Consider the following 25,731-nt stretch of genomic DNA (forward strand, 5'->3'; position numbering starts at 1 on the left):
TGGGAGGATCTGTCCCTATGGATCTCCCCCTGAGCCTGTTCTTCTCGTTCTTCGCGCTGCTGATGATCATCGCGCTGGCGGTGGTGGCGCAGCGGCTGCTGGACGTCAGGTTCGGCGCGATCCGCACCTTCCTGGCCGGCCTGGCGGCCTTCACGCTCGCCCAGCCGCTGCTGTCGCCGATCCTCGCGTCGTTCGGCGAGCGGCCGCCCGGCGGCGGCCCGACGGCGGCCGAGGACCCGGGGATCGGCGCCCTGTGGGTGCTGTTCCTCGTCGTGATGTGCGTCGTGCTCATCCCGATGGTCATCCTGGTGCTGGCCGAGGCGCTGATCCCGCCCGGGTCCATCCCCGGGCCGCTGGAGTTCTTCCGGTCGCTGCGCGGCCGGATCTCCCGGGGCCGCCGCTACTCGCAGATCACCAGGATCGCCGTGCGCCACGGCCTCGGCCCCTACCTGCGCGGCCGGGGCGACCGCCTCGACGACCGCACCGGCAAGGTCCGGCTGGCACGCTCGCTGCGCGCCGCCCTGGAGGACGGCGGCGTCACGTTCGTCAAGCTCGGCCAGGTGCTGTCCACCCGGCGCGACCTGCTGCCGGCCGAGTTCACCGACGAGCTCGGCCGCCTTCAGGACCAGGTCGCGCCCGCCCCCTGGGAGCAGATCGAGCCGGTGCTGGCCGCCGAGCTCGGCGGGCCGGTCGACACCGTGTTCGCCGCCTTCGACCGCACGCCGCTCGCCGCCGCCTCCATCGGCCAGGCCCACACCGCCCGCCTGCACAGCGGCGAGAGCGTCGTGGTCAAGGTGCAGCGGCCCGGCATCGGCCGGACCGTGGCCGGCGACCTCGACATCGTCCGGCGGCTGGCCGCCACCCTGGAGTCACGCACCCGCTGGGGCCGCTCGCTCGGCATGCGCGACCTGGCCGAGGGGTTCGCCGCCGCCATCCGCGAGGAGCTCGACTTCCGCGTCGAGGCGGCGAACATGGCGGCCGTCGCCGCCTCCAACGGCGGCGGCGTCACCTACCCGGCCCCCGTCGCCGCCATGTGCACCGAACGCGTGCTGGTCATGCAGCGCCTCCACGGCAGGCCGGTCACCACCGCCACCCCCGAACAGGCCCCCGCGCTCGCCCGCGACCTGCTCGACTGCCTGCTCCGCCAGATCCTCGTCGAGGGCGTCTTCCACGCCGACCCGCACCCCGGCAACCTCATGCTGCTCGACGACGGCACGCTCGGCCTGCTCGACTTCGGCAGCGTCGGCCGCCTCGACGGCTCCATCCGCTCGGCGCTGCAGCGCTTCCTGCTCGCCCTCAACCGCCAGGACCCGCTCGGCGTCACCGACGCCCTGCTGGAGGTCGTCCCGCGTCCCGAGGACATCGACGAGGCCGCCCTGGAGCGGGCGCTCGGCCAGTTCATGGCCAAGCACCTGGCGCCCGGCCTCGACAGCGCCCAGATGTTCACCGACCTGTTCAAGATCGTCTCCGCGTACGGGCTGTCCATCCCGCCCGAGGTCGCCGCCGTCTTCCGCGCGCTGGCCACCCTGGAGGGCACGCTCGTACGGCTCTCGCCCGGCTTCAACCTCATCGGCGAGGCCCGCGCCTTCGCCGGCCGCTACCTGGCCGAGAAGCTCGACGGCGGCACGCTCAAGGAAGCCGCCACCCAGGAGATCGCCGCCCTGCTGCCCATGCTGCGCCGCCTGCCGCGCCGCGTCGAGCGCATCGCCAGCGCCGCCGAGCACGGCCGCCTCGGGCTCAACGTGCGCCTGCTCGCCGACGAGCGCGACCGCCGCTTCGTCACCGGGCTGCTGCACCAGGTGCTGCTCACCGTGCTCGGCGCCACCGCCGGGCTGATGGCGGTGCTGCTGATCGGCACCGAGGGCGGGCCCGTCGTCAGCGCCCAGCTCGACCTGGGACTGTTCGAGCTGATCGGCTACAACCTGCTGGTCATCTGCGCCATCCTCGTGCTCCGCGTGCTCGTGCTGATCTTCCGGCGGCCGCGCGACACCCTCTGACGACGGAAGCGACAACCCGGGCATCCTCTTGACCTGGGGATGGTCTTGGACAACCACGGCATCGGGCAGGTTTCCGACTACCGGCCCTACACCAAGACCGCCTGGGGAGTAGTGGGTGAAAGTCATCGGGATCGCCGCCAGCCTCCACGCGGGTTCGTACATCAACAGGCTGCTGGAAGCGGTGCGCGGCGAGCTGCCGCCCGGCGCCCGCTTCGAGGCCTGGCCGGGGCTGGGGGAGACGCCCCCCTGCACCGGCGGGCCCGCCCCGCGCGCCGTGCGCGAGCTGCTCGCGCTCGTCGAGGAGGCCGACGCGGTGGTCATCACCGCGCCCGAGCACAGCCTGCTGCCCGCCGAGCTGGAGTACGCGCTGGCCTGGCTGTCGGAGAGCGGGGCGCTCGCGGGCAAGCACGTGGCCGTCATGTGCGCCAGCGCCCGCGCGTGCGGCGCGATGTGGGCCCAGGCCGAGCTGTACAAGGAGCTGATGGCCGCCGGGGCCGTGGTCATGGGGGCCGAGCTGGTCATCTCGCCGGTCTGCCCGCACTTCGACGACGACGGGCGGCTGTGGGCCCGCGACCTGCGCGCCCAGGTGCGCGAGGTGGTCGCCCAGCTCTGCCCGGCCGTCCAGCTCACCGTCAGGCTCAGGGAGCCGGTCCTCACCCCGGGCTAGCCGTATTGACCCTGGCTCGTCAGATGTCGCGGCGCAGGCGCTTGACGTCGGAGCGGTGCTTCTTGGCCGCGATGCGGCGCTCGACCGAACCCCGGCTGGGCTTCGTCGGGCGGCGGCGCTTGGGCGGCGGCGCGATGGCCTCCCGGATGCGCTGGGCGAGCCGCTGCTCGGCGGCCTCACGGTTGCGCAGCTGGGAACGGTGCTCGGAGGCGGCGATCGTGATCGTCGGCGCGCCGAGGCGGTCCAGCGCGCGGGCGCGCAGCGGCTCGGAGAACGCGGTGGACGCGGCCACGTCGAAGGTCAGCTCCACCCGGCTGTCGGTGGTGTTGACGCCCTGGCCGCCCGGGCCCGAGGAACGCGAGAAGCGCCAGACGAGCTCGGCGTCGGGGATGACGACCGCGTCGTTGACGACCAGGGGGCCCGGCATGAGCGCTTCCTCCTTCCTCGTTCCGTCTCGCTACGGAACACCACCGTATCCGCCCGCCCCCCGCGCGCGGCAAGCGCATTTCCCGTCACCGGTTGACTGGCCCGGCGCGGACGGCGTATGCCAGAGTCGCGCGAGAGCAACGGGGCGAGGGGAGCGGCTGTGGCGGGCATCGTCGGTGTGCACGGCATCGGCAAGTACAACTACTACGTCGACGCGGGGCATTCCGCGGCGGGCGCGGCCGAGGCGATGCGCGCCAAATGGGACCGCTACCTGCACGCCGCGTGCGGCGGCGGGCCGGAGCGCCGCTACTTCAGCGAGGTCGCCTACTTCTCCCACCTGCTGCACGAGGGGCCGCCCGGCAGCCCGCGCGAGGCCGCGGCGGTGGCCGAGGCCCGGGAGCGGGTCCTCGCCGGGTGGGCCCGCAACCTGGGGCTCGGCGAGCACCTGACCGGCGCGCTGAAGTCGTTCACCGGCTGGCTGCTCGACAAGCTCGACGGCCGCTCGGCCGCGTTCGCCGAGCTGTTCGCGCCCGAGGTGGCCACCTACCTGACCGACGCCGCCAAGCGGCGCGAGACCCAGCGCGTGGTGGCCCAGACGATCCGGAAGAACCAGCCGGACGTGGTGATCGCCCACTCGCTCGGCAGCGTCGTCGCCTACGAGACCTTCTGGGCCAACCCCGACCTGCGGACCGATCTGCTCATCACGCTCGGCAGCCCGCTCGGCATGCGCCACGTCGTCTTCGAGCGGCTGCTGCCCGCGCCCATCAACGGCCGGGGCAGCCGCCCCGAGGGCGTGGCCCGCTGGGTGAACATCGCCGACAAGGACGACATCGCCGCCATCCCGCCCGACCTCGCCGGCAGCTTCACCGGCATCGACGTCGAGGAGCTGGTCAACCTCGACTGGATCGACTTCCACACGGCCGAGAAATACCTGGGCTGCCCGGCGATCCATCCGCATCTGCGACCATTTCTCGTATGAAGTGGATCATCTTTGACTACGGCAACGTCCTGTCCCTGGCCCAGCCCGAGGCCGAGGTCGACGCGATGGCGGCCGCCGCCGGAGCCGACCCGGCGGCCTTCCGCCTCGGCTACTGGAAGCACCGCCTCGACTTCGACCGGGGCGTGCTGACCGCCCCCGCCTACTGGTCGGCGGTGCTCGGCCGCGACGTGCCCGGCGAGGAGTCGGCGCGGCTCGTCGCGATGGACGTGGCGAGCTGGTCCCACCCCGACGCCGGCGCGGTCGCGCTGCTCGGCGAGCTGCTGGCCGCCGGGCGCGGCGTGGCGCTGCTGTCGAACGCGCCCGCCGAGACCGCCGACGGCATCGACCGGCTGCCCTGGATCGCCGCCATCCCGCACCGCTTCTACAGCGCCAGGATGGGCCTGGTCAAACCCGGCCGGGAGATCTACGACGAGGTCGCCCGCGCGCTCGGCGCCGACCCGGCCGAAGCCGTCTTCGTCGACGACCGGCCCGACAACGTGGCGGGCGCCGAGGCGGCCGGCATGACCGGAGTCCTCTACACCGGCGCGGCCGGCCTGCGGGAGCTGCTGGCCTAAACCCGGGGCGGAATGTCGGTTATGTGATCTATGGTGTGCCGCGTGGACAACGCCTTCCAAGTGGACCTGCGCGGCGTGGTCGATCTCCTCAGCCGCCACCTGTACTCGAGCCCCCGCGTCTACGTGCGCGAACTCCTGCAGAACGCGGCCGACGCGATCACCGCCCGGCGCGCCGCCGACCCCGACGCGCCCGCCACCGTCACCATCGAGGCGACCGGCGGGCTCATCAGCGTCCGCGACACCGGCATCGGCCTGACCGAGGACGAGGTCCACGCCCTGCTGGCCACCATCGGCCGCTCCTCCAAGCGTGACGAGCTCGGCTTCGCCCGGCACGAGTTCCTCGGCCAGTTCGGCATCGGCCTGCTGTCCGGCTTCCTCGTCGCCGACGAGATCTCCGTCGAGACCCGGTCGGCCAAGGGCGGCCCCACCGTGCTGTGGACCGGCCGCTCCGACGGCCGCTACCGCGTCGAGCTCGCCCCCGCCGACCGCGCCGAACCCGGCACCACCGTCACCCTGCGCACCCGCCACGACGCCGCCGAATGGGCCGCCCCCCGCACCGTCGCCGAACTCGCCGAACTCTACGGCTCCCTGCTGCCCGTCGACGTCACCGTCAACGGCCGCCGCACCACCCTCGGCACCCCGCCCTGGCGGGCCGCCCACCCCTCGCCCGACGCCCGCCGCCGCGCCCTGCAGGCGCACTGCGAGGAACTGTTCGGCTTCGTCCCGCTCGACGTCGTCGACCTCGACGTGCCCGAAGCCGGGCTCACCGGCGTCGCCTACATCCTGCCCGCCCCCGCCAACCCCGCCGTGCGCGGCACCCACCGCGTCTACCTCAAGCGCATGCTGCTCACCGAGACGGCCGACGGGCTGCTGCCCGACTGGGCGTTCTTCGCCCGCTGCGTCGTCGACGCCGCCGAACTGCGCCCCACCGCCAGCCGCGAAGCCCTCTACGAGGACGACCTGCTCGACCACACCCGCGAGGAGCTCGGCCGCCGCCTGCGCGCCTGGCTGGTGCGCCTGGCCGAGACCGACCCCGCCGGGCTGCGCGCCTTCCTCAACCTGCACCACCTCGGCGTCAAGGCGCTCGCCCTGCACGACGACGACATGCTGCGCCTGGTCGACCAGTGGCTGGAGTACGAGACCAGCTCCGGGCCGATGACCCTCGCCCAGTTCCGCCTGCGCCACCCCGGCGGGCGCTACACCACCAGCGTCGACGAGTTCCGCCAGCTCGCCGCCGTCTCCGGCGCCCAGGGCGTCGGCCTCGTCAACGGCGGCTACGTCTACGACAGCGAGATCCTCGCCCGGCTGCGCCGCATCGACCCCGGCGCCGTCCTCGACCGCCTCGAACCCGCCGAGCTCGCCACCCACCTCGGCCCCGCCGACCCCGACGCCGAACTGCGCGCCCGCCCCTTCCTGGCCGCCGCCGCCCGCGCCCTCGACCCGCTCGGGTGCGAGGTCGTGCTGCGCGACTTCGACCCCGCCTCGCTGCCCGCCCTCTACCTCACCAGCCGCGCCGCCCAGCACCACGCCGACCTGCGCGAGGCCCGCGACACCGGCGACGCGCTGTGGGCCGACGTCCTCGGCGCCCTCGAACGCAGCGTCGCCGCCGACCGGCCCAGGCTCGTGCTCAACCACCGCAACCCCCTCGTCCGCCGCGTCACCGGCCTGCCCGACCTCACCCTCGCCGCCACGGCCGTCGAAGCGCTGTACGGCATGGCGCTCCTGCACGGGCACCACCCGCTGCGCCCCGCCGACACCGCCACGCTCAACCGCTCGTTCCTCGGCCTGCTCGACTGGGCCGTCCAGGGAGGCACCCATGACTGAGGACGTCCAGGCGCTGCTCAGCGAGGCCGGCGCGATGCCGTACGGAGAAGCCAGGACCGTCCTCGCCGAACGCGCGCTGCGCGAGGCCGAGGCGCGGCGCGAGCACGCCCTCATCGTGCGCGCCCGGCTCGACCTCACCCAGGCCTACCAGTACGGCGGCGAGCCCGTGAAGGCGTTCACCGTCTTCTCCCGCAACCTCGCCGACCACGACGCCGAACCCGGCCGCTGGGGCCACTGGGAGACCCGCGAACTGCTCTGGCACTTCAAGTGGATCATCGCCGACATGCGGCGCTTCCCCGAGATCCCGCTGCGCCGCGCCCTCGACGCCATCGACGACATGGAACGCCGCTACCGCCAGGCCGGCGACCTGCTGCACGCCGTGCACGCCAAGCGCTGCTTCATCGCCCTGCACCTCGGCGACGACGAGGCCACCCGCGAATGGTTCCACCGCTGGCGCACCACGCCCCGCGACAGCCTGTCCGACTGCGAGGCGTGCGACACCGACTCCACCGCCGCCGCCCTCGTCCACCTCGGCCGTGACGAGGACGCCATCGCCGCCGCCCAGCCCATCCTTCAGGGCGAGACCACTTGCGAGGTGCAGCCCCAGGGCATCCTCACCACGCTGATGCTGCCCTACGTGCGCACCGGCCGCCACCGCGAGGCCGTCCAGGCGCACCGGCGCGCCTACCGGCTCGTCCAGGGCAACATCGCCTACCTGGACGACTTCGGCGACCACATGGAGTTCTGCGCGCTCACCGGCAACGAGGCGCGCGGGCTGGAGATCCTGCAACGCGAACTCCCGCTGCTGGAGCGGCCGCCGTCCCCCTCCGACGCGCGGCGCTTCATGGGCTGCGCCGCGCTGCTGCTGCGCCGTCTGGAGGAGACCGGCCACGGCCACCTCACCGTCCACCGCGCCGGCCGCGACGTCCCCGTCCCCGAACTGCGCGCCACGATGGAGGCCGGAGCCCGCGAGATCGCCGCCCGCTTCGACGCCCGCAACGGCAACGACACCTCCACCCGGCGCCTGGAGGCCCTGCTCGCCGCCACCCCGCTGGTCGGCCACCTCCCCCTCGTCGCCCACCACCGCCCCGTCACCACCGGCTCCCCGCACACCCACTGGCGCCGGGGCGCCGCCCTCCTCCCCACCCCCACCGCCTTCTCCACCTCCACCCCACCCACGGAAACCGCCCCCTCGGAGGAAGCACCCGCCCCGGAGGGTGAGCCGTCCCCGGAGAGCGGCGCGTCCGTGAGCGAAGCGGCACCGTCCCCGGAGGGCGCCGTCCGTGCGGTGGGTGGCTCGGCTCCGGGGTTGGAGGCGGCCGTGGGGGAGCTGGCGGAGGCGGTCGCGGGGTTCGCGGGGCTGGGGGACCGGGGGCGGGCGGCGCTGGCCAGGGTGGACCTGGCGCGGGCGTACCTGCTCACGGGCCGGGTGCTGGACGCGGCGGAGACGGCCGAGGAGGCCGTGGCGGCGCTCCCGGACGGCGAGCAGCGGGACGCGGCCCGCAGGACGCTGGCCGCGGCGCTGCGCGAGCTGGGGGAGGCCGAGCGGGAGCTGGAGACGCTGAAGCTGCTGCGCGACCCGGCGTCGCTGACGGAGCTGGCCGACCGCCTGGCCGAGCGGGACGACGACCGGGAGGCGGCCCGCGCCTACGCCGAGGCGGCGGCGCTGCACCGGGCGGCGGGCGATTCGCTGGAGGCGGGCCGGTCGCTGGCGAGGGCCGCGAAGTGCGTCTACTACTCGACCAGCGACCTCGCCACCTCGCTGCGCGCGTACGCCGAGGCCCGGGAGGCGCTGTCGGCCGCCGATCCGGCGGAGGCCGCCCGCGACCTGGCCGAGCTGGCGTACGACGAGGCGACGGTCCTGGACTGGTACGAGGACGCGGCCCGCGCCGCGGAGCTGTGCGAGGAGGCCGCCCGGCGTTTCGCCGAGCTGGAGGACGAGGACGGCGTGGAGCGGGCCCGCGACCTGCTCGAATCGCTGTCCGACTGACCGGCGCTGTTCACCTGCCCGTGACGCCGCTGTCACGGCGGGGTCAGCGTTGCCGGACATACCTGGATCGTGGACCGCAGATCCTTCCTCGCGGCGGTGCCCGCGACCTTCCTCGCATCTCCCTCCAGAACTCTCAAAGCCGACCCGTTCACGCTCGGCGTCGCGTCCGGTGACCCGGGCGCGGACGGGTTCGTGCTGTGGACCCGCCTGGCTCTCGACCCGCTCGGCGGCGCCGGGCTGGGCGGCATGCCCGCGCGGGACGTGGACGTCGACTGGCAGGTGGCCGCCGACGAGCGGTTCACCCGGATCGTCCGCTCCGGCACCGCCACGGCCCGCCGGTCGGCCGCCCACAGCGTGCACGTCGAGCTGACCGGCCTGGAACCGGGGCGCGAGTACTTCTACCGGTTCCGCAGCGAGGGCAGGCTGTCGCCCGAGGGCCGCACCAGGACCACGCCCGCCGAGGGCGCGGAGACGCCGCTCGCGTTCGCGGTGGCGGCGTGCGCCCACTACGAGCACGGCTACTACACCGCCTACCGCCGCCTGGCCGAGCAGGAGCCCGACCTGGTGCTGTTCCTCGGCGACTACCTGTACGAGTACGGTCCCAGCGGCTACACGGCGCCGGCCGGGCGGGTCCGCTCGCACACGCCGGGCAAGTGCGCCACGCTCGCCGACTACCGGCTGCGGCACGCCCAGTACAAGAGCGACCGCGACCTGCAGGCCGCCCACGCGGCCGCGCCGTGGCTGGTGGCCTTCGACGACCACGAGGTGGAGAACAACTGGGCAGGGCCGGTCTCCAGCACCGGCGCCCCGGCCTTCGCCCGCCGCCGCGCCGACGCCTTCCGCGCCTACTACGAGAACATGCCGCTGCGCCGCGCCAGCCTCGACGGCGCCCGCCTGCGCGTCAACCGCCGCGTCTCCTGGGGCCGCCTGGCCCGCTTCCACCTGCTCGACACCCGGCAGTTCCGTGACGACCAGGCGTGCCAGGACGGCGTACGGGCCGGCTGCGACGAGCGGCTGTCGCCGGAGCGCACCCTGCTCGGCGACGGCCAGTGGCGCTGGCTGGAGGAGGGGCTGCGCGGCTCGCCCGCCCGCTGGAACCTGCTCGGCCAGCAGATCCTCATGACCCACCGCGACTACCGGACGGGCCCCGGCCGTGAGGTGAACCTGGACTCCTGGGACGGCTACGCCCCCGAGCGCACCCGCCTGCTGACCTCGCTCGCCCGCACGTCCAACCCGGTCGTCCTGACCGGTGACGCCCACATGCACCACCTGGCCGACCTCAAGACCGACTTCGACGACCCCGACTCGCCCGTCGTCGCCCGCGAACTCGTCACGACCTCGATCGCCAGCGACGGCGACGGCTACCGCGACTCCGCGTGGATCGCCGAGTCGCTGGCCGAGAACCCGCACATCGCCTACATCGACCAGCGGCGCGGCTACATCATGGCCCGCCTCACCCGCGACGGCCTCGACGCCGACTTCCGCACGCTCGACCGGGTCTCGCGCCGGGGGGCCCGCGCCCGTACCTCTCATCAGGTCACGATCCCGGCGGACCCCGGCGCCTGAACGTCCGCTGTCAACGCCCCGAACCGTGGGAAAACGGGAGAAAGGGACGGTATGCCTGGGTGACATGGACGGTCCCCTAGCCACGGTCACCCCCACCCCCAGGGCCGGCGTCGCGCGCCCGCCGCGGGGATGAGGCGGCACCTGGCCCGCGCCCCGCTGTGGCTGCGGCTCGTCTCCGTCACGCTGCTCCTGGTCACGGTGGCCGTCACGGCGACGGGACTGTTCGCGGTCCGGCTGCTGCGCGGCTACCTGGTCGAGCGGGTGGACCACCAGCTGCGCGCGGCCGGAGGCGCGTGGCGGGCGATGCCGCCGGCGCCCGACCCGCAGCCGCAGGTACGGCCGCAGCGCTTCTACGGACTGTTCCACCAGGTGCTCGTCGACCCCGGCGGCACGGTCACGCGCACGCTCGCCGAGTCGACCGGGAGCCACCTGCCCAACCTGCCGCCGCTCACCACGGCCGAGGTCGCCCGCCGGGCGGGCCGCCCGTTCACCGTCCGGTCGCGCGGCGCGGACGGCCCCGACTGGCGGGTGGTGGCCGTGCCCCGGCGCGACGGCGGCGGCCGGGTGATCGCGATCAGCCTGGGCGACGTGGACGCCACCGTCTCGCAGCTCGGCGTCATCGTCGCGGCGGGCGGCGGCGGGACGCTGCTGGTGCTCGGGTTCGCCTGCCACTGGCCGGTGCGCCGCAGCCTGCGCCCGCTCGGCGAGATCGAGCGTACGGCCGGCGACATCGCGGGCGGCGACCTGTCGCGCCGGGTGCCGCAGTGGGCCGGCACCACCGAGGTCGGCAAGCTAGGCCGGGCGCTCAACGGCATGCTCGGCCAGATCGAGCGCGCCGCCCGCGAGCGCGAGGCCGCCGCCGAGGTGTTCGAGCGCTTCTACCGCGCCGACCCGGCGCGCAGCAGCGGCGGCTCCGGGCTGGGCCTGGCGATCGCGGCCACGCTGGTGGAGGCGCACGGCGGCACGATCACGGCGGCGGGGGAGCCGGGCAAGGGCGCCGTCTTCACGGTCACGCTGCCCCACCGGCCGGACCGGCAGCCCGGGTCTCAGCCGATCGCGTAACCGTACAGGCCCTCGCCGGAGCCCAGCTCGCGCGCCCGGCCCGGGCGCAGGCCGCGCTCGCGCGCGCCCGGCACGTACGTCACCACGCCCCGGTCGGGCGCGGCCACCACCAGCCCGTCCAGCGGCGGGCGATCGGACAGGGCGCGCAGCCCGCCGGTGGCCGGCAGCGCCGACACCGACCAGCCCTTCCCCTTGATCAGCACGTCGCCGTGCCGGGCGAGGCCCCCGCGTGGCCCCCCGGCCAGCACCTGCACCGCGTTCTCGCCCGGCACGCCGACGGCCAGCTCGTCGTCCCCATCACCGTCGAAGTCCCCGGCAGCCAGCGACGCGCCGAACCGGTCGAAGTAGCGCGGCGTGCCCTTGAGCAGCGTCTGCGTCCACATCTCCGACCTGGCGCCCCGCAGCCCGGCGCGCGTCCCGTACAGCACGTGCAGCGCGCCGTCGCCGTAGTCCATCGCCCGCTGGTTCGCCGTCAGCCCCTCGCCCGGCACGCCCACCGCCAGGTCGGCGCGGCCGTCGGCGTCGAAGTCGCCCGTCGCCAGCGCCGCCCCGAACCCGTCCCACTTCTCCGCGCCCCCCTTGATCCCCGGCGAGCTCTGCGTGATCCGCAGCGCCCGCTGCCGCCGCACGTCCAGCACCGTCACCGACCCCTGCCCGTCCCGGGTCACGCTGTCGGACGGCGCGCCGGCCACCAGCTCGTCGCGGCCGTCGCCGTCGAAGTCGCCCGTCGCCAGCGACTCGCCCCACTGGTCGGTCGCGCGCACCGCCTGCCGCACCCACCCCGTCCGCTGACTGATCAGGTACGGTTCGCGGCCCTTCATCCAGTACACGGTGACGCCGCCCCCGCCACGCAGGCCCGGAGCACCCACCGCCAGCTCGTCGCGCCCGTCCCCGTCCAGGTCCCCGGCGGCCAGCGACGCCCCGAACCGGTCGCTCGACGGCCGGGCCGGGGCCAGCTCCTCGCCGGGCCGCAGCCCGCCGGGGGAGCCGTGATAGAGCTGCACGACGCCGTTGCCGTCGGCGCCGGGCACCCGCTCGCCCGCGAACTCCTCCGACACCCCCACCGCCAGGTCCGCGCACCCGTCGCCGTCGAAGTCGCCCGTCGCCAGCGCCGACCCGAACGCGTCACCCGGCTCCGCGCCGTCCTGGACGAGCTTCACCCGCTCGCCCGACCCGTACAGGATCGTCACGGAACCGGCCCTGCGGTCGTCGTACGGGGCCGCCACCGCCACGTCCGGGCGGCCGTCGGCGTCGAAGTCCGACGGCGTCCCGGAACACCGCGCCACCTGGGCGGGGGCCGTACCGGCGGCGAGGGGGAGGAGCAGGCAGGCGGCCAGCAGAGCGTTCATACCTCTAGGAATGTCCGCACCAGCCGAACCCGGTCTTAACTCCACGGGAACGTGCCAGGATAGGCATGTGGACATCGACCTCGCCGATCTCGACTTCTGGCGCAAGCCACTCAAAGAACGACACGAGGCGTTCGCCCGGCTCCGCGATCTGGACCGGCCGGTGTTCTTCCCGGAGAAGAAGGTGCCGTTCCTGCGGTCCGGCAAGGGCTTCTACGCCCTGGTGCGCCACGCCGACGTGGTCGAGGCCAGCCGCAACGCCAAGCTGTTCTCCAGCGAGCCGGCCGTGACCAACCCCGAGCCGCCCGGCTGGGTCAAGCAGGTGTTCGGCGAGTCCATGGTCAACATGGACGACCCCCGGCACGCCCGGCTGCGCCGCATCGTCACCCGGTCGTTCAGCCCGCGCATGCTCGCCGGGCTGCAGTCCGGCATCGAGGCCGCGTGCGCCCGCATCGTCGACGACGCCGTCAAGGAGGGGCCGCGCGACTTCGTCTCCCAGATCGCAGCCCGGCTCCCCATCCACGTCATCTGCGACATGCTCGACATCCCCGCCGAGCTGCGGGCCAAGGTCCACCAGCACGTCGACGTGTCCACCGCCTACACCGGCGTCCGGCCCAGCCTGGCCCGCAGCGTCCAGCTCGCCGGGCAGAACATGCTGGCCCTGCTCGCCCTCCAGCGCATGGTGATCAAGCTCGGGCACGAGCGCGCCGCCGACCCCAAGGGCGACCTGATCTCCCTGCTCGTCACCGCCAACCCCGACGGTGAGAAGCTCACCGACCGCGAGCTCGGCTCGTTCTTCGCGCTCCTGCTCGTGGCCGGCAACGAGACCGCACGCAACACCATGGCCCACGGCATCAAGCTCCTCACCGACAACCCGGCCCAGCGCGAGCTGCTGATGAGCGACTTCGACGCGCACATCGCCGGCGCCGTCGAGGAGATGGTCCGCTACGTCTCACCGATCATGCAGTTCCGCCGCACCGTCACCGAGGACTGCGCGCTGCGCGACCTGGAGCTGAAGAAGGGCGACAAGGTCGTGCTCTTCTACGGCTCCGCCAACCGGGACGAGTCGGTCTTCCCGGATGCCGACCGGTTCGACATCACCCGCGACACCAAGCCGCACGTCGGCTTCGGCGGCCCCGGCCCGCACTTCTGCCTCGGCGCCAACCTGGCCCGCCAGGAGATGCGCACGATGTTCCGCGAGCTGCTGACCCGGCTGCCGGAGATCCGCTCCGTCGGCGAGCCCGAGCTGCTGGTGTCCAACTTCGACAACAGCGTCCGCAGGCAGGCGTTCACGTTCTGAGCACGTTCTCCCGGATCGAGACCGCGGTGATCAGCGCGGCCACCGCCATCATCCCCGCGCTGATCAGCATCGCCTGCCGGAACCCGGCGTCGAACACCGGCGCGTTCTGGAACGCGTCGCCGACCAGGCCCACCAGCGGCGGCACCGCCGCCACCGCGAGCAGCCCGCCGGTGCGCGCCACCGCGTTGTTGATCCCGCTCGCCGTGCCCGCGTAGCGGTCGTCGACCGTGGCCAGTACGGTCGCCGTCAGCGGCGCCACCGCCGCCGACAGGCCGAGCCCGAACACGGTGACCGCCGGCAGCACCTGAAGCACGTACGAGGCCCCGGGGCCGATCGTGCTCATCCACACGAACCCCACGCCCGCCAGCGCGATGCCGCACGTCATCGGCAGCCGCGGCCCGACGCGCTTGGCCAGGTCGCCCGCCCGCGGCGACAGCACCAGCATCAGCACCGTGACCGGCAGCAGCGCCGAGGCCGCCGCCACCGGAGTGAACCCCGACACCACGATGAGCTGCACCGCCAGCAGGAAGAACACCACACCCATCGCGCCGTACATGATCAGCGTCACGACGTTCACCGCGCTGAACACCCGGCTGCGGAACAGCCCCACCGGCACCAGCGCGTCAGGCGACCTGCGCCGCTCCAGCCACACGAACGCCACGCCCAGCGCCACGCCCGCGCCAAGCACCACCGGCGCGCCCAGCTCGATCAGCCCGTACGTGATCCCCGCCAGCGCGAGCGCGGCCAGCGCCGCCCCCAGCACGTCGAAACGGCCCGTGGCGGACTCGTCGCGGCTCTCGGGCACGTGCCGCGCCGTCACCAGCACCACCAGCGCCGCGAACGGCAGATTGATCAGGAACGCCCACCGCCAGCCCACGGTCTGCACCATCAGCCCGCCCAGCAGCGGCCCCACCGCGCTCGCCACCCCGCCGAGCCCCGACCAGACACCGATCGCGCGCGGCCGGTCGGCGCGGTCGAACGACGCCTGGATGATCGCCAGCGAGCCCGGCGTGAGCAGCGCCCCGCCCACCCCCTGCAACGCGCGGGCCGCCACCAGGAACTCGATGTTCGGCGCCAGCCCGCACAGCGCCGACGCCAGCGCGAACCAGACCGTGCCGACGAGGAACACCCGCCGCCGGCCGTAACGGTCGCCCAGCGAGCCGCCCAGCAGGATCAGCCCCGCCAGCGTCAGCGTGTAGGCGTTGACCGTCCACTGCAGCCCCGCCATGCCCGTGCGCAGCTCCGCGCCCAGATACGGCAGCGCCACGTTGACCACCGTGCTGTCGAGCATCGCCAGGCCCGAGCCGAGCACCGTGGCGGCGAGCACCCAGCGGCCCTGCGCCGACCTGATCGCCAGATGGCTCATCGCGAGGCCGCGAGCGCGCGCAGCACGAACCCGGAGACCACCTCGGCCGCCTGGTCCACCGTGACCGCGCCGCTGATCAGCGGAACCCGCTCGGCGCCGACCACCGCGAGGATCATGCGGCTCGTCGCCGCCCGGTCGGCCACCTGGAAGTCACCCGAGGCGACGCCGCCGTCAAGGATGTCCAGCAGCACCCGCTGCATCGGCGCCACGTGCTCGGCCAGCCGCTGGTAGGCGTCCGGCCCCAGCGCCGCGCCCAGATCGGCCGCCCCCGGATGCGGGTGCGCCAGCAGCCCCTCGAGCTGCAGCCGCACGAACGCCCGCAGCCGGTCGGCCGGCGAGGCGTCCTCCGGCAGGCCGCGCTCGTAGCTGTCGATGAAGTAACTCGTCACCCGCTCGGCGAACGCCAGCAGCAGCGCCGCCTTGTCCGGGTAGTAGTTGTAGAGCACGGTGCGGGTGATGCCGGCCTCGCCCGCCACGTCCGTCATCGAGATGGCGTCGATGCCCTGCACCCTCGACAGGCGCGAGACGGCCTGCAGGATCCGGTCGCGCGTCTGGGCACGGTGCTCGCCGATGGTGGCGGCGGAGATGCGGGGCATAGGGCCATCGTAGGCTTTCGCTCAGGCGGCGGCCCGTAGCGTGTGCATGAGTTCGGCCAGGACCTCGGTGTTGAGCTGGTACGCCAGCCGCACCTCGCGGATGATCCGCTGCCGCTCCCGCTCGTCGAGCTCCAGCGCGTCCAGCCGCGCCCGATACTCGTCCTTGAACCGGGGCAGGCTGCCCACCTCGTCGAACACGTAGAAGTCGGCACCCCCGCCGCCCCTGCGGTAGCCGTAGATCTTCTCCAGCTCCATCCGGATGAACTGCCCGCCGGACAGGTCGCCGAGATAGCGGGTGTAGTGGTGGGCGATGTAGCCGCCCGGCCAGTCGGCCACCTGCTCGATCCGCGCGACCAGCGTCCGCGTCGCCTTCGACGGCGCGATCCGCTCCCGCCAGCCCGGCCCGTACACCGTCGCCAGATCCCGCTCCAGCGCCGCCTCCCGGTAGAGCTCCGGGAAGACGAACCGGCCCGCCACCGGGTGCCCGCTCAGCCCGCGCGACACCGAGTCGAGGGCGACGTAGGCGAAGTAGTGCTGGGCGACCATCTCGCCGTACTCGGGCTCGCTCAGGCGGCCGCCCATCAGCTCCTTGAGATAGCTCTCCCCCTCGGCCGACTCGTGGTCGCCCCAGGTGGCGGCTCTCAGGGTCTCGGAGAACGAGGTCACGGCTCACCCCAACATGTGCACGGCTCTTTCATGACACAGTGTCACAAACCTTGGGTGTGGCGGTCAAGTGGATGACGACACCATGTCACCAACCGTACGTACCCACCGTCACCACCCCCGACCCCCACCCAATACCCCCACCACCCCAACCCCCCACCTACACCAGCCCCGACCCCGAACTCCGACCCGCCCCAGCCCCCAGCCCTCAGGCCCCTGGCGCCGCCCCGAGGCCCCCTGCCCCCGGCCCCCGGGCCCCCGGCCTCCGGGCCCCCGGCCTCCGGGCCTCCGGGCCTCCCGGCCTCCGGGCCTCCCGGCCTCCGGGCCTCCGGGCCTCCGGGCCTCCGGGCCTCCGGGCCTCCGGGCCCCCGGCCTCCCAGCCTCCGGGCCCCCGGCCTCCCAGCCTCCGGGCCCCCGGCCTCCCGGCCTCCGGGCCCCCGGGCCTCTGGGCCTCTGGACCCGGCCGCCCCGGACCCCGAGGTGCCCGGCCCCCTGGCACCCGGCCCCGGACCCTGGGCCCATTGGCTCCTACCCCCCGGGCACCCGGACCCCGCCTCCTGGCTCGCGACCCCGGCCCCCCAGGCCCCGGGCCCCGGCCCTGGTCAGGGCCGTCCGTGCTGGGGCCGGGCGCTCGTGTGGTCGCCCGCCACTCCCTACGGTGGCGGGGTGGGCGCGGGTGCGCGGGTGCATCGGCGCATCGGCGGGCCGGCGGGGCGGCGAGGCGGAGGAACCTCCGGCGTTTCGGCGGCCCTGCAGGGCGCCCCCGGGCGTGTCGGCAAGGTGGGCAGGCTGCGCGGTGCATCGGCCCTACGGCGGGCCAGGCGTCCCAGGTGTGTCGGTGTCGTGCGGTGCGCGGCTACTCGCCCGGGCGTACGAGGCCGGTTTCGTAGGCGTAGACGATGGCCTGGGCCCGGTCGCGGAGGCCGAGCTTCATCAGGACGCGCCCCACGTGGGTCTTGACCGTCTGCTCCGCCAGCACGAGCTTGTCGGCGATCTCCTGGTTGGACAGCGCCTGGGCGATGAGCGTGAGGACCTCGGTCTCGCGGTCGGTGAGCTCGCCGAGGCGGCTGTCGGCGGGGGAGGAGGCGCGGGGGCGGGGCAGTTTGGCGAACTCGTGGATGAGCCGCCGGGTGATCGCCGGGGCGATGAGGGCGTCGCCGGCGGCGACGATGCGCACGGCTTCGGCGAGCTGGGCGGCGGAGGCGTCCTTGAGGAGGAACCCGCTGGCCCCGGCCCGCAGGGCCTCGTAGACGTAGTCGTCGAGGTCGAACGTCGTCAGGATGAGCACCTTGGACCGCGCGCCGGAGGCCAGCAGGCGGCGGGTGGCCTCCAGGCCGTCCATGACGGGCATGCGCACGTCCATGAGCACCACGTCGGGGGCCAGCTCGGCGGCGCGCTCGATCGCCTCGCGGCCGTCGGCGGCCTCGCCCACGACCTGGATGTCCGGTTGCGCGCTCAGGAACACGGTGAACCCCGTGCGCACCATGCCCTGGTCGTCGGCGATCAGCACCCGGATCACCCGGCCCCCCGTTCGTCGATCGGCAGTGTCGCGGTCACCTGGAAACCTCCCACGGGCACCGGGCCGGCGTCGAGCGTGCCGCCGAGCAGGGCGGCCCGTTCGCGCATGCCGACGAGGCCCTGCCCGGCGCCGGGCTCGCCGGCGGGGGAGGAGCCGGGCCCGTTGGTGACGTGCAGCCGCAGCCCGGTGTCGTCGCGGCCGATGTCGAGCATGACGGTGGCGCCGGGGGCGTGGCGCATGGCGTTGCTGAGCGACTCCTGGATGATCCGGTAGGCCGACAGGCCCACCGCCGGCGGCAGCCCGTCGACCGATTCGGGCCGTTTGACCAGCACGGACAGCCCGGTGGCGCGGGCGTTGGCGACGAGCTCGTCGATGCGGTCGAGGCCGGGCTGGGGCGCGGTGTCGGTGCGGCCCTCCTGGTCGCGCAGCACGCCGAGCACCTGGCGCAGCTGGGCGATCGCCTCCAGGGACAGGCCGCGGATCTCGGCCAGGCCGGCTTCCAGCTGGGCCGGATCGCCCGCCGCCCGCAGCGGCACGGCCTCGGCCTGGATGGCGATCACCGACATGTGGTGCGCGACGACGTCGTGCAGCTCGCGGGCGATGCGGGCGCGCTCCTCCAGCACGGCCTGGGCGCCCTCGGCCTCCTGGGTGCGCCGCTCCTCGGCGAGCAGCCGGGCGGTGGCGTTGCGTCGCACCCGCACGTTGTAGCCGAACAGGACGGCGATCGTCACCATGGTGAGCGCGATGGCCACTGAGTCGGGATGGAAGAGCCAGGTCGCCAGCGCGGTCAGCGCCCAGACCGCGACCGTGATCCGCCGGTCGCAGCGCACCGCGACCGCGTAGGTCACCAGCAGGTAGCAGATGATCGCCGGCGCCGTGTAGGGCAGCGTGTCGTCGGAGGGACGCTCGCGCATCCAGATCGTGAGGGGGATCAGCCCGGCGGCGATCCGCCAGGCGACCAGCGGGTGGCGTCCGCGCAGCGCCAGGGGCAGGGAGAAGGCGAAGGCCGCCACGTACGGCAGGAACTGGCCCAGGGCGCCGCCCCCGCGCAGGCCCGCCCGCTCGGAGGCCGTGGTGACGAAGAAGAGGGCGGCCAGCGCCAGATCGCCGGCCTGCACGAGGTCGATCCGGCGGAACGGCAGCAGGCCGAGCCAGCGCGGCACGCGCACGGTGAGGCGGCGGGGCGGCGGCGGGTCGGCGTCGCCCCGATAGAGCGCGAGCCTGAGCGGCTCCAGCACTGCCGAGAACACCCCCGAAGCCTACGAGCCGCGAGGTCCTGGCCGCGTCGGACCAAGGGTTGATCCGCCCTCACCCTCAGGTATGGCTTACAACATTACGATCGCTGTGAGCGAACATCGGCAGAGAAGGGAACAACGATAGGCTCCAATGAATTGAGTCGATGTAACTCAACCCTTTGGAGTTCGCATGAGTGAGAGCTTGATCCTCCCGGTCCTGCCGCTGGACGACGAGGTCGTCCTGCCGGGCATGGTGGTTCCGCTGGACCTGTCCGACTCCGAGGTGCGCTCCGCCATAGACGCGGCACAGGCATCCGGTGGCAACAAGCCACGGGTCCTGCTCGTTCCCCGGATCGACGGCCGTTACGGCGCCGTGGGCGTACAGGCCGTGGTCGAGCAGGTCGGGAGGCTGCCAGGCGGCGAGCCCGCCGCCGTCGTCCGCGGTGTCAACCGGGTGCGGGTGGGCACCGGCACGACCGGCCCCGGCGCTGCGCTGTGGGTCGAGGCCATCACGATCGACACGGTCGCCGCCGGCGAGCGCGCCCAGGAGCTGGCCAAGGAGTACAAGGCCCTGGCCACCACGATCCTGCAGAAGCGCGGCGCCTGGCAGGTCGTCGACCAGGTCAACCAGATCGACGACCCGTCGGTGCTGGCCGACAGCTCCGGCTACACGCCCTGGCTGACCACCGCCCAGAAGGTCGAGCTGCTGGAGGCGGCCGACCCCGCCGACCGGCTGGCCAAGCTCGTCGAGTGGTCCCGCGAGCACCTCGCCGAGCTGGACGTGGCCGAGACGATCCGCAAGGACGTCCAGGAGGGAATGGAGAAGCAGCAGCGCGAGTTCCTGCTGCGCCAGCAGCTCGCCGCCGTCCGCAAGGAGCTCAAGGAGCTCAACGGCGACTCGGCCGAGACCGAGGAGGAGGACTACCGCGCCCGCGTCGAGGCTGCCGACCTGCCGCAGAAGGTGCGCGAGGCCGCGCTCAAGGAGGTCGACAAGCTGGAGCGGACCTCCGAGCAGTCCCCGGAGACCGGCTGGATCCGCACCTGGCTCGACACCGTCCTCGACATCCCGTGGAACGAGCGCACCGAGGACAACTACGACATCACCGGCGCCCGCGCCGTGCTGGACGCCGACCACACCGGCCTGGCCGACGTCAAGGATCGCATCATCGAGCACCTGGCCGTGCGCAAGCGCCGTCAGGACAAGGGGCTCGGCGTCGTGAGCGGCCGCCGCAGCGGCGCCGTCCTCGCCCTGTCGGGCCCGCCCGGGGTCGGCAAGACCTCGCTCGGCGAGTCCGTGGCCCGCGCGATGGGCCGCAAGTTCGTCCGCGTGGCGCTCGGCGGCGTCCGCGACGAGGCGGAGATCCGCGGCCACCGGCGCACCTACGTCGGCGCGCTGCCCGGCCGCATCGTCCGCGCGATCCGCGAGGCCGGCTCGATGAACCCGGTCGTCCTGCTCGACGAGATCGACAAGGTCGGCGCCGACTACCGGGGCGACCCCACGGCCGCGCTGCTGGAGGTGCTCGACCCGGCGCAGAACCACACGTTCCGCGACCACTACCTGGAGGTCGAGCTCGACCTGAGCGACGTGCTGTTCCTGGCCACGGCCAACGTCCTGGAGGCGATCCCCGGGCCGCTGCTCGACCGCATGGAGGTCGTCACGCTCGACGGCTACACCGAGGACGAGAAGGTCGCGATCGCCCGCGACCACCTGCTGCCCCGCCAGCTCGACCTGGCCGGCCTGACCGCCGACGAGGTCACCGTCCAGGACGACGCGCTGCGCAGGCTCGCCGCCGAGTACACCCGCGAGGCCGGCGTCCGCTCCCTGGAGCGCTCGGTCGCCCGCATCCTGCGCAAGGTCGCGGCCAACGACGAGCTGCCCGTCACGGTCGGCGCCGACGACCTGGTCGGCTACCTGGGACGGCCCCGGTTCGTGCCGGAGTCGTCGCTGCCGGAGGCCACCCAGCGCACCTCGGTGCCCGGCGTCGCCACGGGCCTGGCCGTCACCGGCGCGGGCGGCGACGTCCTGTACGTGGAGGCGTCGCTGGCCGACCCCGAGACCGGCGAGACCGGCCTCACGCTGACCGGCCAGCTCGGCGACGTGATGAAGGAGTCGGCCCGCATCGCGATGTCCTACCTGCGCTCCCACGGCGCGGAGCTGGAGCTGCCGGTCACCGCGCTGAAGGACCGCTCGGTGCACGTCCACTTCCCGGCGGGCGCCGTGCCCAAGGACGGCCCCTCCGCGGGCGTGACGCTGACGACCGCGCTGGCCTCGCTGCTGTCGGGCCGCCTGGTCCGCGGCGACGTGGCCATGACCGGTGAGATCTCGCTGACCGGGCGGGTCCTGCCGATCGGCGGCGTCAAGCAGAAGCTGCTCGCGGCGCACCGGGCGGGCATCACGACCGTCCTGATCCCGGCCCGCAACGAGCCGGACCTGGACGACGTGCCCCAGGAGGTGCGCGACGAGCTCACCATCCACGCGGTGAGCGACGTGCGCGAGGTTCTCGACATCGCCCTCGCCCCGGCCCAGGTCGCCACCACGGTCGCGGCCTGACGCCCGACCGCCCCCCGCCCCGCCGTGTCTGGACACGGCGGGGCGTCGGCATTTCGTACGGCGGGGTGTCGGGAATAGATGGATAAATCATCCCGCCGTTTGACTGAATGATTCGTGCATGCTTGCCTGACCTCATGCTGTACGACACGCCCGCGTTGGAGCCGGAGGACAAGGCCGTCCTCCAAGAGGTCGAGGAGATGCGGCGGGATCTCAAGTACCGGCTCGCCGAGACCCACCGCTGGGACGGCCAGCTCCGCCGCCAGCTCCAGGCCAGAGCCATTCAGGGGTCCAACTCCATCGAGGGCTACCGGGCCAGCGTGGAGGACATCGAGTCCATCATGGAGGGGGAGGAGCCGCTGGAGGCGTCCGCCTCGGTCACCCGGGAGATCGCCGGCTACCAGCTGGCGCTCACCTACATCCAGCACCTGTCACGGGCCCCGAAGTTCCGCTACGACGCGGGCTTGCTCAACGCGCTCAACTTCATGATGATCGGGCATCACCGCGACAAGGGGCCGGGGGTGGTGCGACCCGGCGGCATCTACATCCGCAACTCGGAGACGGGTGAGGTGGTCTACGAAGGGCCTGACGCCGAATTGGTGCCTGGCCTGCTGGGTGAGCTGGTCCATTGGCTCAATGAGGGCGATCTGGATGCTCCCAGCTATGTCCGGGCAGCCATGGCGCACCTCAATCTGGTGAAGATCCACCCGTGGCGGGACGGCAACGGGCGGATGTCGAGGGCGCTGCAGACGCTCGTCCTCGGACGGGACCGGATCACCACCCCGGAGTTCTCGTCAATCGAGGAATGGCTGGGGCAACACCGGGCCACACTGGACTACTACGACGTTCTCGGTGAGGTCGGTGGGCGCCGATGGGGCCCGCACGGCGACACCCTGCCCTGGGTGCGGTTCTGTCTGCGGGCTCATCACATGCAGGCGCAGCGGGTCGGGCAGCGGCTGGCGCAGGCGGGGGAGATCTGGATGCTCCTCGAGGAAGAGGTGGACCGTGAAGGGCTCAACGTCCGTTGCGTGGCCGCCCTCTACGAAGTGTTCGTGAACCGGAGGGTCCGCCGCAGCCGTTATCAGGCGGATGAGGGGCTGAGTCAGGGGCAGGCGGCGCGGGATCTGCGGGATCTGGCCGCGCGCAAGTGGTTGCAGCCGTACGGGGAGACGAAGGGGCGCTTCTACGAGCCGGGCCCTCGGATGCTGGCGATCAGGGCGGAGTTCGCGGGGCGGGTGCGGCCGTTGCGGGACCCGTACCGGTAAGTGACGCAGATCACCCGGCAAGTCCGGAATACCGGGCGGCACGCAGGCCGTTGACCACGGCGTGAACGAGGCATACGCGGACCGCCGGAGCGCCATGGGCCCCCGGTGTTGTCGCATGTGTACGGGGCGAATGCCTACCCCCCGCACCCGCTGACGATCCGCCGTCTCCTCGAAGGTCACCATGATCACTCCGCACTTCGTGCTGCGCAGGCTGAGCCACCTGCCCTACCACCCCGGCACCGCGTAGCCCCCACCTTTCGCGTACCGACGTTTGTTCGTTCCAGATCTGTGGGGAATTGTTGTGATCCAGGCTTCCGGCCTGCGCAAGTCGTACGGCGGCACCGTCGCGCTGGACGGCGTCGACCTGCACGTGCGCCAGGGTGAGATCTACGGCGTGGTGGGCCAGAGCGGCGCGGGCAAGAGCACGCTGCTGCGCTGCGTCAACCTGCTCGAACGCCCTGACGCGGGCACCGTCACGGTCGACGGGCAGGAGCTAACCGCGCTGAGCGGCAAGGAGCTGAACCTGGCCCGCCGCCGCATCGGCATGATCCACCAGCATTTCGCGCTGCTGTCCTCGCGCACCGTCGCGGGGAACGTGGCCTTCCCCCTGGAGGTCATGGGCGTCCCGGCGGCCGAGCGCCGCCGCCGCGTCGGCGAGCTGCTGGAGCTGGTCGGGCTCGGCGGGCGTGGCGGCGACCGGCCGAACCAGCTCTCCGGCGGGCAGAAGCAGCGCGTGGGCATCGCCCGCGCGCTGGCCGGCAACCCGTCGGTGCTGCTGTCGGACGAGGCCACGTCCGCGCTGGACCCGGCCACCACGCAGTCGATCCTGGCCCTGCTCAAGCGGCTCAACACCGAGCTCGGCCTGACGATCCTGCTCATCACCCACGAGATGGACGTGATCAAGAGCGTCTGCGACTCGGCCGCCATCATGGCCGGCGGCCGGATCGAGGAGTCCGGCGCCATCGCGGACCTGATCAGGACGCCCGGGTCGCGGCTGACCCGGGAGATCTTCCCGCTGCCCGAGCCCGCGCCCGCGGGGTCGGTCACGCTCACCTTCACCGGCGACCCGCGCCAGCCGGTGGTGTCGGAGGTCGTGCGGAAGTTCGACGTGGACCTGAGCATCCTGGGCGGCTCCATCGAGGAGCTGACGGCCGGCCCGGTCGGCCGCCTGCGCGTCGCCCTCACGGGCGACGAGGCCGCCCCCGCGCTGGACTACCTGCGCGAGCGCGGCCTGCTGGTGGAGACGGCGTGAGCACGGGCGTCAGTACGCGTGCGAGTGCGCGGAGGGGGAAGCGATGACCTGGGACGAGATGGTTCCGCTGCTGGGCGAGGCCACCTGGCAGACGGCGCTGATGGTGGCCTGGTCGACGCTGTTCACGGTGCTGCTCGGGCTGCCGCTCGGAGTGGCGCTGGTGGTGTTCGACCGGGGCGGGCTGCGGCCGATGCCGGTGCTCAAGTCGGCGCTCGGCATGGTCGTGAACGTCGGGCGGTCGCTGCCGTTCATCGTGCTGATGATCGCCATCATCCCGTTCACCCGGCTGGTCGTGGGCACCACGATCGGCACGGCGGCGGTGGTCGTGCCGCTCACGGTGGGCGCGGTGCCGTTCTTCGCCCGGCTGGTCGAGACGGCGCTGCGCGAGGTCGACCGGGACGTGGTGCAGGCCGCGCAGGCGATGGGCGCCGGGCGGACCACGATCGTGCGCAAGGTGCTGCTGCCGGAGGCGCTGCCGGGGATCGTCGCGGGTGTGACCGTGACCGTGGTGGCGCTCATCGGCTACACGGCCATGGCGGGCACGATCGGCGGCGGCGGCCTGGGCGACCTGGCGGTGCGCTACGGATACATGCGCTTCGAGACCGAAATCATGATCGCGACGGTGGTGGTGCTCGTCGTGATCGTGCAGATCATGCAAAGCCTGGGCGATCTCGTCGCTCGGCGTCTTTCACATAAATAAAGGAAAAATCATGAAAATTCGTAGCATCGTAGGCGCGGCCGCCCTCTCCCTGTTGCTCACCGCATGCGGCTCGACACAGTCCGCCACCACGGACGCCGGCGCGGCCGGCCCGGCCGAGTCGGCCGACACCGTGCTGAAGGTGGGCGCCAGCCCCGTCCCGCACGGCGAGATCCTCGCCTACGTGAAGGACAACCTGGCCCCGGCCGCCGGCCTGAAGCTGGAGATCGTGGAGTTCACCGACTACGTCCAGCCGAACATCCAGCTCAGCGAGGGCCAGCTGGCCGCCAACTTCTTCCAGCACAAGCCGTACCTGGACGACTTCAACGCCTCCAAGGGCACCGAGCTGAGCTTCGTCACCCCGGTGCACCTGGAGCCGCTCGGCCTGTACTCGAAGAAGGCGACGGACCTGGCCGCGCTGCCCTCCGGCGCCACGGTCGCCGTGCCGAACGACGCCACCAACCTGGGCCGCGCCCTCAAGCTGCTGGCCGACAACGGCACGATCACCCTCAAGGAGGGCGCCGGCACCGCCGCCACCGAGCGCGACGTCACCGGCAACCCGAAGAACCTGCAGTTCAAGCCGCTGGAGGCGGCACAGCTCCCGCGCTCGCTCGACGACGTGGACGCGGCGGTCATCAACGGCAACTACGCGATCGAGGCCGGGCTCAAGCCCGCCACCGAGGCCCTGGTGCTGGAGAAGACCGAGGGGAACCCGTACGTGAACGGCCTGGTCGTGGCCAAGGGCCACGAGAAGGACGCGAGCATCGTCACGCTCGGCAAGCTCCTCCAGGACCAGAAGGTCAAGGACTTCATCGCGCAGAAGTACCAGGGCTCGGTCATCGCGGCCGGCTGAAGAAC

At 73.2% G+C, this 25,731-nt stretch carries 21 protein-coding genes; 14 read left to right on the forward strand and 7 right to left on the reverse strand.

Annotation, left to right across the window (positions count from 1 at the left end; all coding sequences use genetic code 11):
* Positions 1-17 precede the first annotated feature (17 nt).
* Together ACBI99_RS22805 and ACBI99_RS22810 are read left to right on the forward strand one after the other, a co-directional pair.
* On the forward strand, positions 18-1,997 hold the full coding sequence (locus tag ACBI99_RS22805) for an AarF/UbiB family protein (RefSeq protein WP_357590552.1): 1,980 nt from the start codon (positions 18-20) through the stop codon (positions 1,995-1,997).
* A 115-nt stretch (positions 1,998-2,112) separates the two neighbouring features.
* Positions 2,113-2,664 carry an NADPH-dependent FMN reductase gene (locus ACBI99_RS22810; protein WP_219514038.1) on the forward strand — a complete coding sequence of 184 codons (552 nt, stop codon included), beginning with the start codon at positions 2,113-2,115 and terminating at the stop codon, positions 2,662-2,664.
* A 19-nt stretch (positions 2,665-2,683) separates the two neighbouring features.
* Here ACBI99_RS22810 and arfB read toward each other — a convergent pair whose 3' ends face one another.
* Positions 2,684-3,091 (reverse strand): alternative ribosome rescue aminoacyl-tRNA hydrolase ArfB, encoded by a 408-nt coding sequence (arfB, locus tag ACBI99_RS22815; RefSeq protein ID WP_219514028.1) that lies wholly within the window; start codon positions 3,089-3,091, stop codon positions 2,684-2,686.
* Between the two features lie 159 nt (positions 3,092-3,250).
* Between arfB and ACBI99_RS22820 the strand changes: the two genes are divergently transcribed.
* From ACBI99_RS22820 to ACBI99_RS22845, 6 genes are all read left to right on the forward strand, one after another.
* A complete protein-coding gene (locus tag ACBI99_RS22820) occupies positions 3,251-4,069 on the forward strand; it encodes a hypothetical protein (RefSeq protein ID WP_219514020.1) in 819 nt (272 codons plus the stop codon).
* Positions 4,066-4,644 carry an HAD family phosphatase gene (locus ACBI99_RS22825; protein ID WP_219514018.1) on the forward strand — a complete coding sequence of 193 codons (579 nt, stop codon included), beginning with the start codon at positions 4,066-4,068 and terminating at the stop codon, positions 4,642-4,644. Before ACBI99_RS22820 ends, ACBI99_RS22825 begins: the two co-directional genes overlap by 4 nt.
* Before the next feature lie 42 nt (positions 4,645-4,686).
* Positions 4,687-6,468, forward strand: coding sequence for an HSP90 family protein (locus ACBI99_RS22830; protein ID WP_308126105.1), 1,782 nt, complete (start codon positions 4,687-4,689; stop codon positions 6,466-6,468).
* Positions 6,461-8,458: a hypothetical protein gene (locus ACBI99_RS22835; protein ID WP_357590555.1), complete on the forward strand. Its 1,998-nt coding sequence runs from the start codon at positions 6,461-6,463 to the stop codon at positions 8,456-8,458. The genes ACBI99_RS22830 and ACBI99_RS22835 overlap by 8 nt, the downstream gene beginning before the upstream one ends.
* A 69-nt stretch (positions 8,459-8,527) precedes the next feature.
* Positions 8,528-10,024 carry an alkaline phosphatase D family protein gene (locus tag ACBI99_RS22840; protein WP_357590557.1) on the forward strand — a complete coding sequence of 499 codons (1,497 nt, stop codon included), beginning with the start codon at positions 8,528-8,530 and terminating at the stop codon, positions 10,022-10,024.
* Between the two features lie 129 nt (positions 10,025-10,153).
* A complete protein-coding gene (locus ACBI99_RS22845) occupies positions 10,154-11,086 on the forward strand; it encodes an ATP-binding protein (RefSeq protein WP_375073412.1) in 933 nt (310 codons plus the stop codon).
* Here ACBI99_RS22845 and ACBI99_RS22850 read toward each other — a convergent pair.
* Positions 11,071-12,435: an FG-GAP and VCBS repeat-containing protein gene (locus ACBI99_RS22850; RefSeq protein WP_375073413.1), complete on the reverse strand. Its 1,365-nt coding sequence runs from the start codon at positions 12,433-12,435 to the stop codon at positions 11,071-11,073. The genes ACBI99_RS22845 and ACBI99_RS22850 overlap by 16 nt on opposite strands.
* 67 nt (positions 12,436-12,502) lie before the next feature.
* Here ACBI99_RS22850 and ACBI99_RS22855 point away from each other — a divergent pair, with 67 nt between their 5' ends.
* Positions 12,503-13,732 (forward strand): cytochrome P450, encoded by a 1,230-nt coding sequence (locus ACBI99_RS22855; protein ID WP_308126103.1) that lies wholly within the window; start codon positions 12,503-12,505, stop codon positions 13,730-13,732.
* Here the strand turns inward: ACBI99_RS22855 and ACBI99_RS22860 are convergent.
* The 5 genes from ACBI99_RS22860 to ACBI99_RS22880 all read right to left on the reverse strand — a co-directional run bounded on the left by ACBI99_RS22860 (position 13,722) and on the right by ACBI99_RS22880 (position 19,126).
* Positions 13,722-15,098 carry an MFS transporter gene (locus ACBI99_RS22860; RefSeq protein ID WP_357590562.1) on the reverse strand — a complete coding sequence of 459 codons (1,377 nt, stop codon included), beginning with the start codon at positions 15,096-15,098 and terminating at the stop codon, positions 13,722-13,724. The two genes, ACBI99_RS22855 and ACBI99_RS22860, sit on opposite strands and share 11 nt — an antisense overlap.
* Positions 15,095-15,694: a TetR/AcrR family transcriptional regulator gene (locus ACBI99_RS22865; RefSeq protein WP_219513998.1), complete on the reverse strand. Its 600-nt coding sequence runs from the start codon at positions 15,692-15,694 to the stop codon at positions 15,095-15,097. Before ACBI99_RS22865 ends, ACBI99_RS22860 begins: the two co-directional genes overlap by 4 nt.
* Before the next feature lie 21 nt (positions 15,695-15,715).
* On the reverse strand, positions 15,716-16,360 hold the full coding sequence (locus tag ACBI99_RS22870; RefSeq protein WP_219513990.1) for a heme oxygenase (biliverdin-producing): 645 nt from the start codon (positions 16,358-16,360) through the stop codon (positions 15,716-15,718).
* Positions 16,361-17,213: 853 nt separating this feature from the next.
* Positions 17,214-17,876 (reverse strand): response regulator transcription factor, encoded by a 663-nt coding sequence (locus tag ACBI99_RS22875; protein ID WP_219519048.1) that lies wholly within the window; start codon positions 17,874-17,876, stop codon positions 17,214-17,216.
* The gene (locus ACBI99_RS22880; RefSeq protein ID WP_357590564.1) at positions 17,873-19,126 is read right to left on the reverse strand and encodes a sensor histidine kinase; all 1,254 of its coding nucleotides are present in this window, start codon (positions 19,124-19,126) and stop codon (positions 17,873-17,875) included. The genes ACBI99_RS22875 and ACBI99_RS22880 overlap by 4 nt, the downstream gene beginning before the upstream one ends.
* 175 nt (positions 19,127-19,301) lie before the next feature.
* Here ACBI99_RS22880 and lon point away from each other — a divergent pair, with 175 nt between their 5' ends.
* From lon to ACBI99_RS22905, 5 genes are all read left to right on the forward strand, one after another.
* Positions 19,302-21,662 carry an endopeptidase La gene (gene lon, locus ACBI99_RS22885; protein ID WP_219519044.1) on the forward strand — a complete coding sequence of 787 codons (2,361 nt, stop codon included), beginning with the start codon at positions 19,302-19,304 and terminating at the stop codon, positions 21,660-21,662.
* 134 nt (positions 21,663-21,796) lie between these two features.
* Positions 21,797-22,924, forward strand: a complete 1,128-nt coding sequence (locus tag ACBI99_RS22890) for a Fic family protein (protein ID WP_375073414.1) — start codon at positions 21,797-21,799, stop codon at positions 22,922-22,924.
* A 301-nt stretch (positions 22,925-23,225) separates the two neighbouring features.
* The gene (locus ACBI99_RS22895; protein WP_375073415.1) at positions 23,226-24,176 is read left to right on the forward strand and encodes a methionine ABC transporter ATP-binding protein; all 951 of its coding nucleotides are present in this window, start codon (positions 23,226-23,228) and stop codon (positions 24,174-24,176) included.
* A 43-nt stretch (positions 24,177-24,219) separates the two neighbouring features.
* Positions 24,220-24,876: a methionine ABC transporter permease gene (locus tag ACBI99_RS22900; RefSeq protein WP_219519039.1), complete on the forward strand. Its 657-nt coding sequence runs from the start codon at positions 24,220-24,222 to the stop codon at positions 24,874-24,876.
* A 10-nt stretch (positions 24,877-24,886) separates the two neighbouring features.
* Complete coding sequence (locus tag ACBI99_RS22905) at positions 24,887-25,726, forward strand: MetQ/NlpA family ABC transporter substrate-binding protein (protein ID WP_375073416.1); 840 nt, start codon at positions 24,887-24,889, stop codon at positions 25,724-25,726.
* Positions 25,727-25,731 lie beyond the last annotated feature (5 nt).

Source organism: Nonomuraea sp. ATR24, from assembly GCF_041950485.1.
GTDB lineage: Bacteria > Actinomycetota > Actinomycetes > Streptosporangiales > Streptosporangiaceae > Nonomuraea > Nonomuraea ceibae.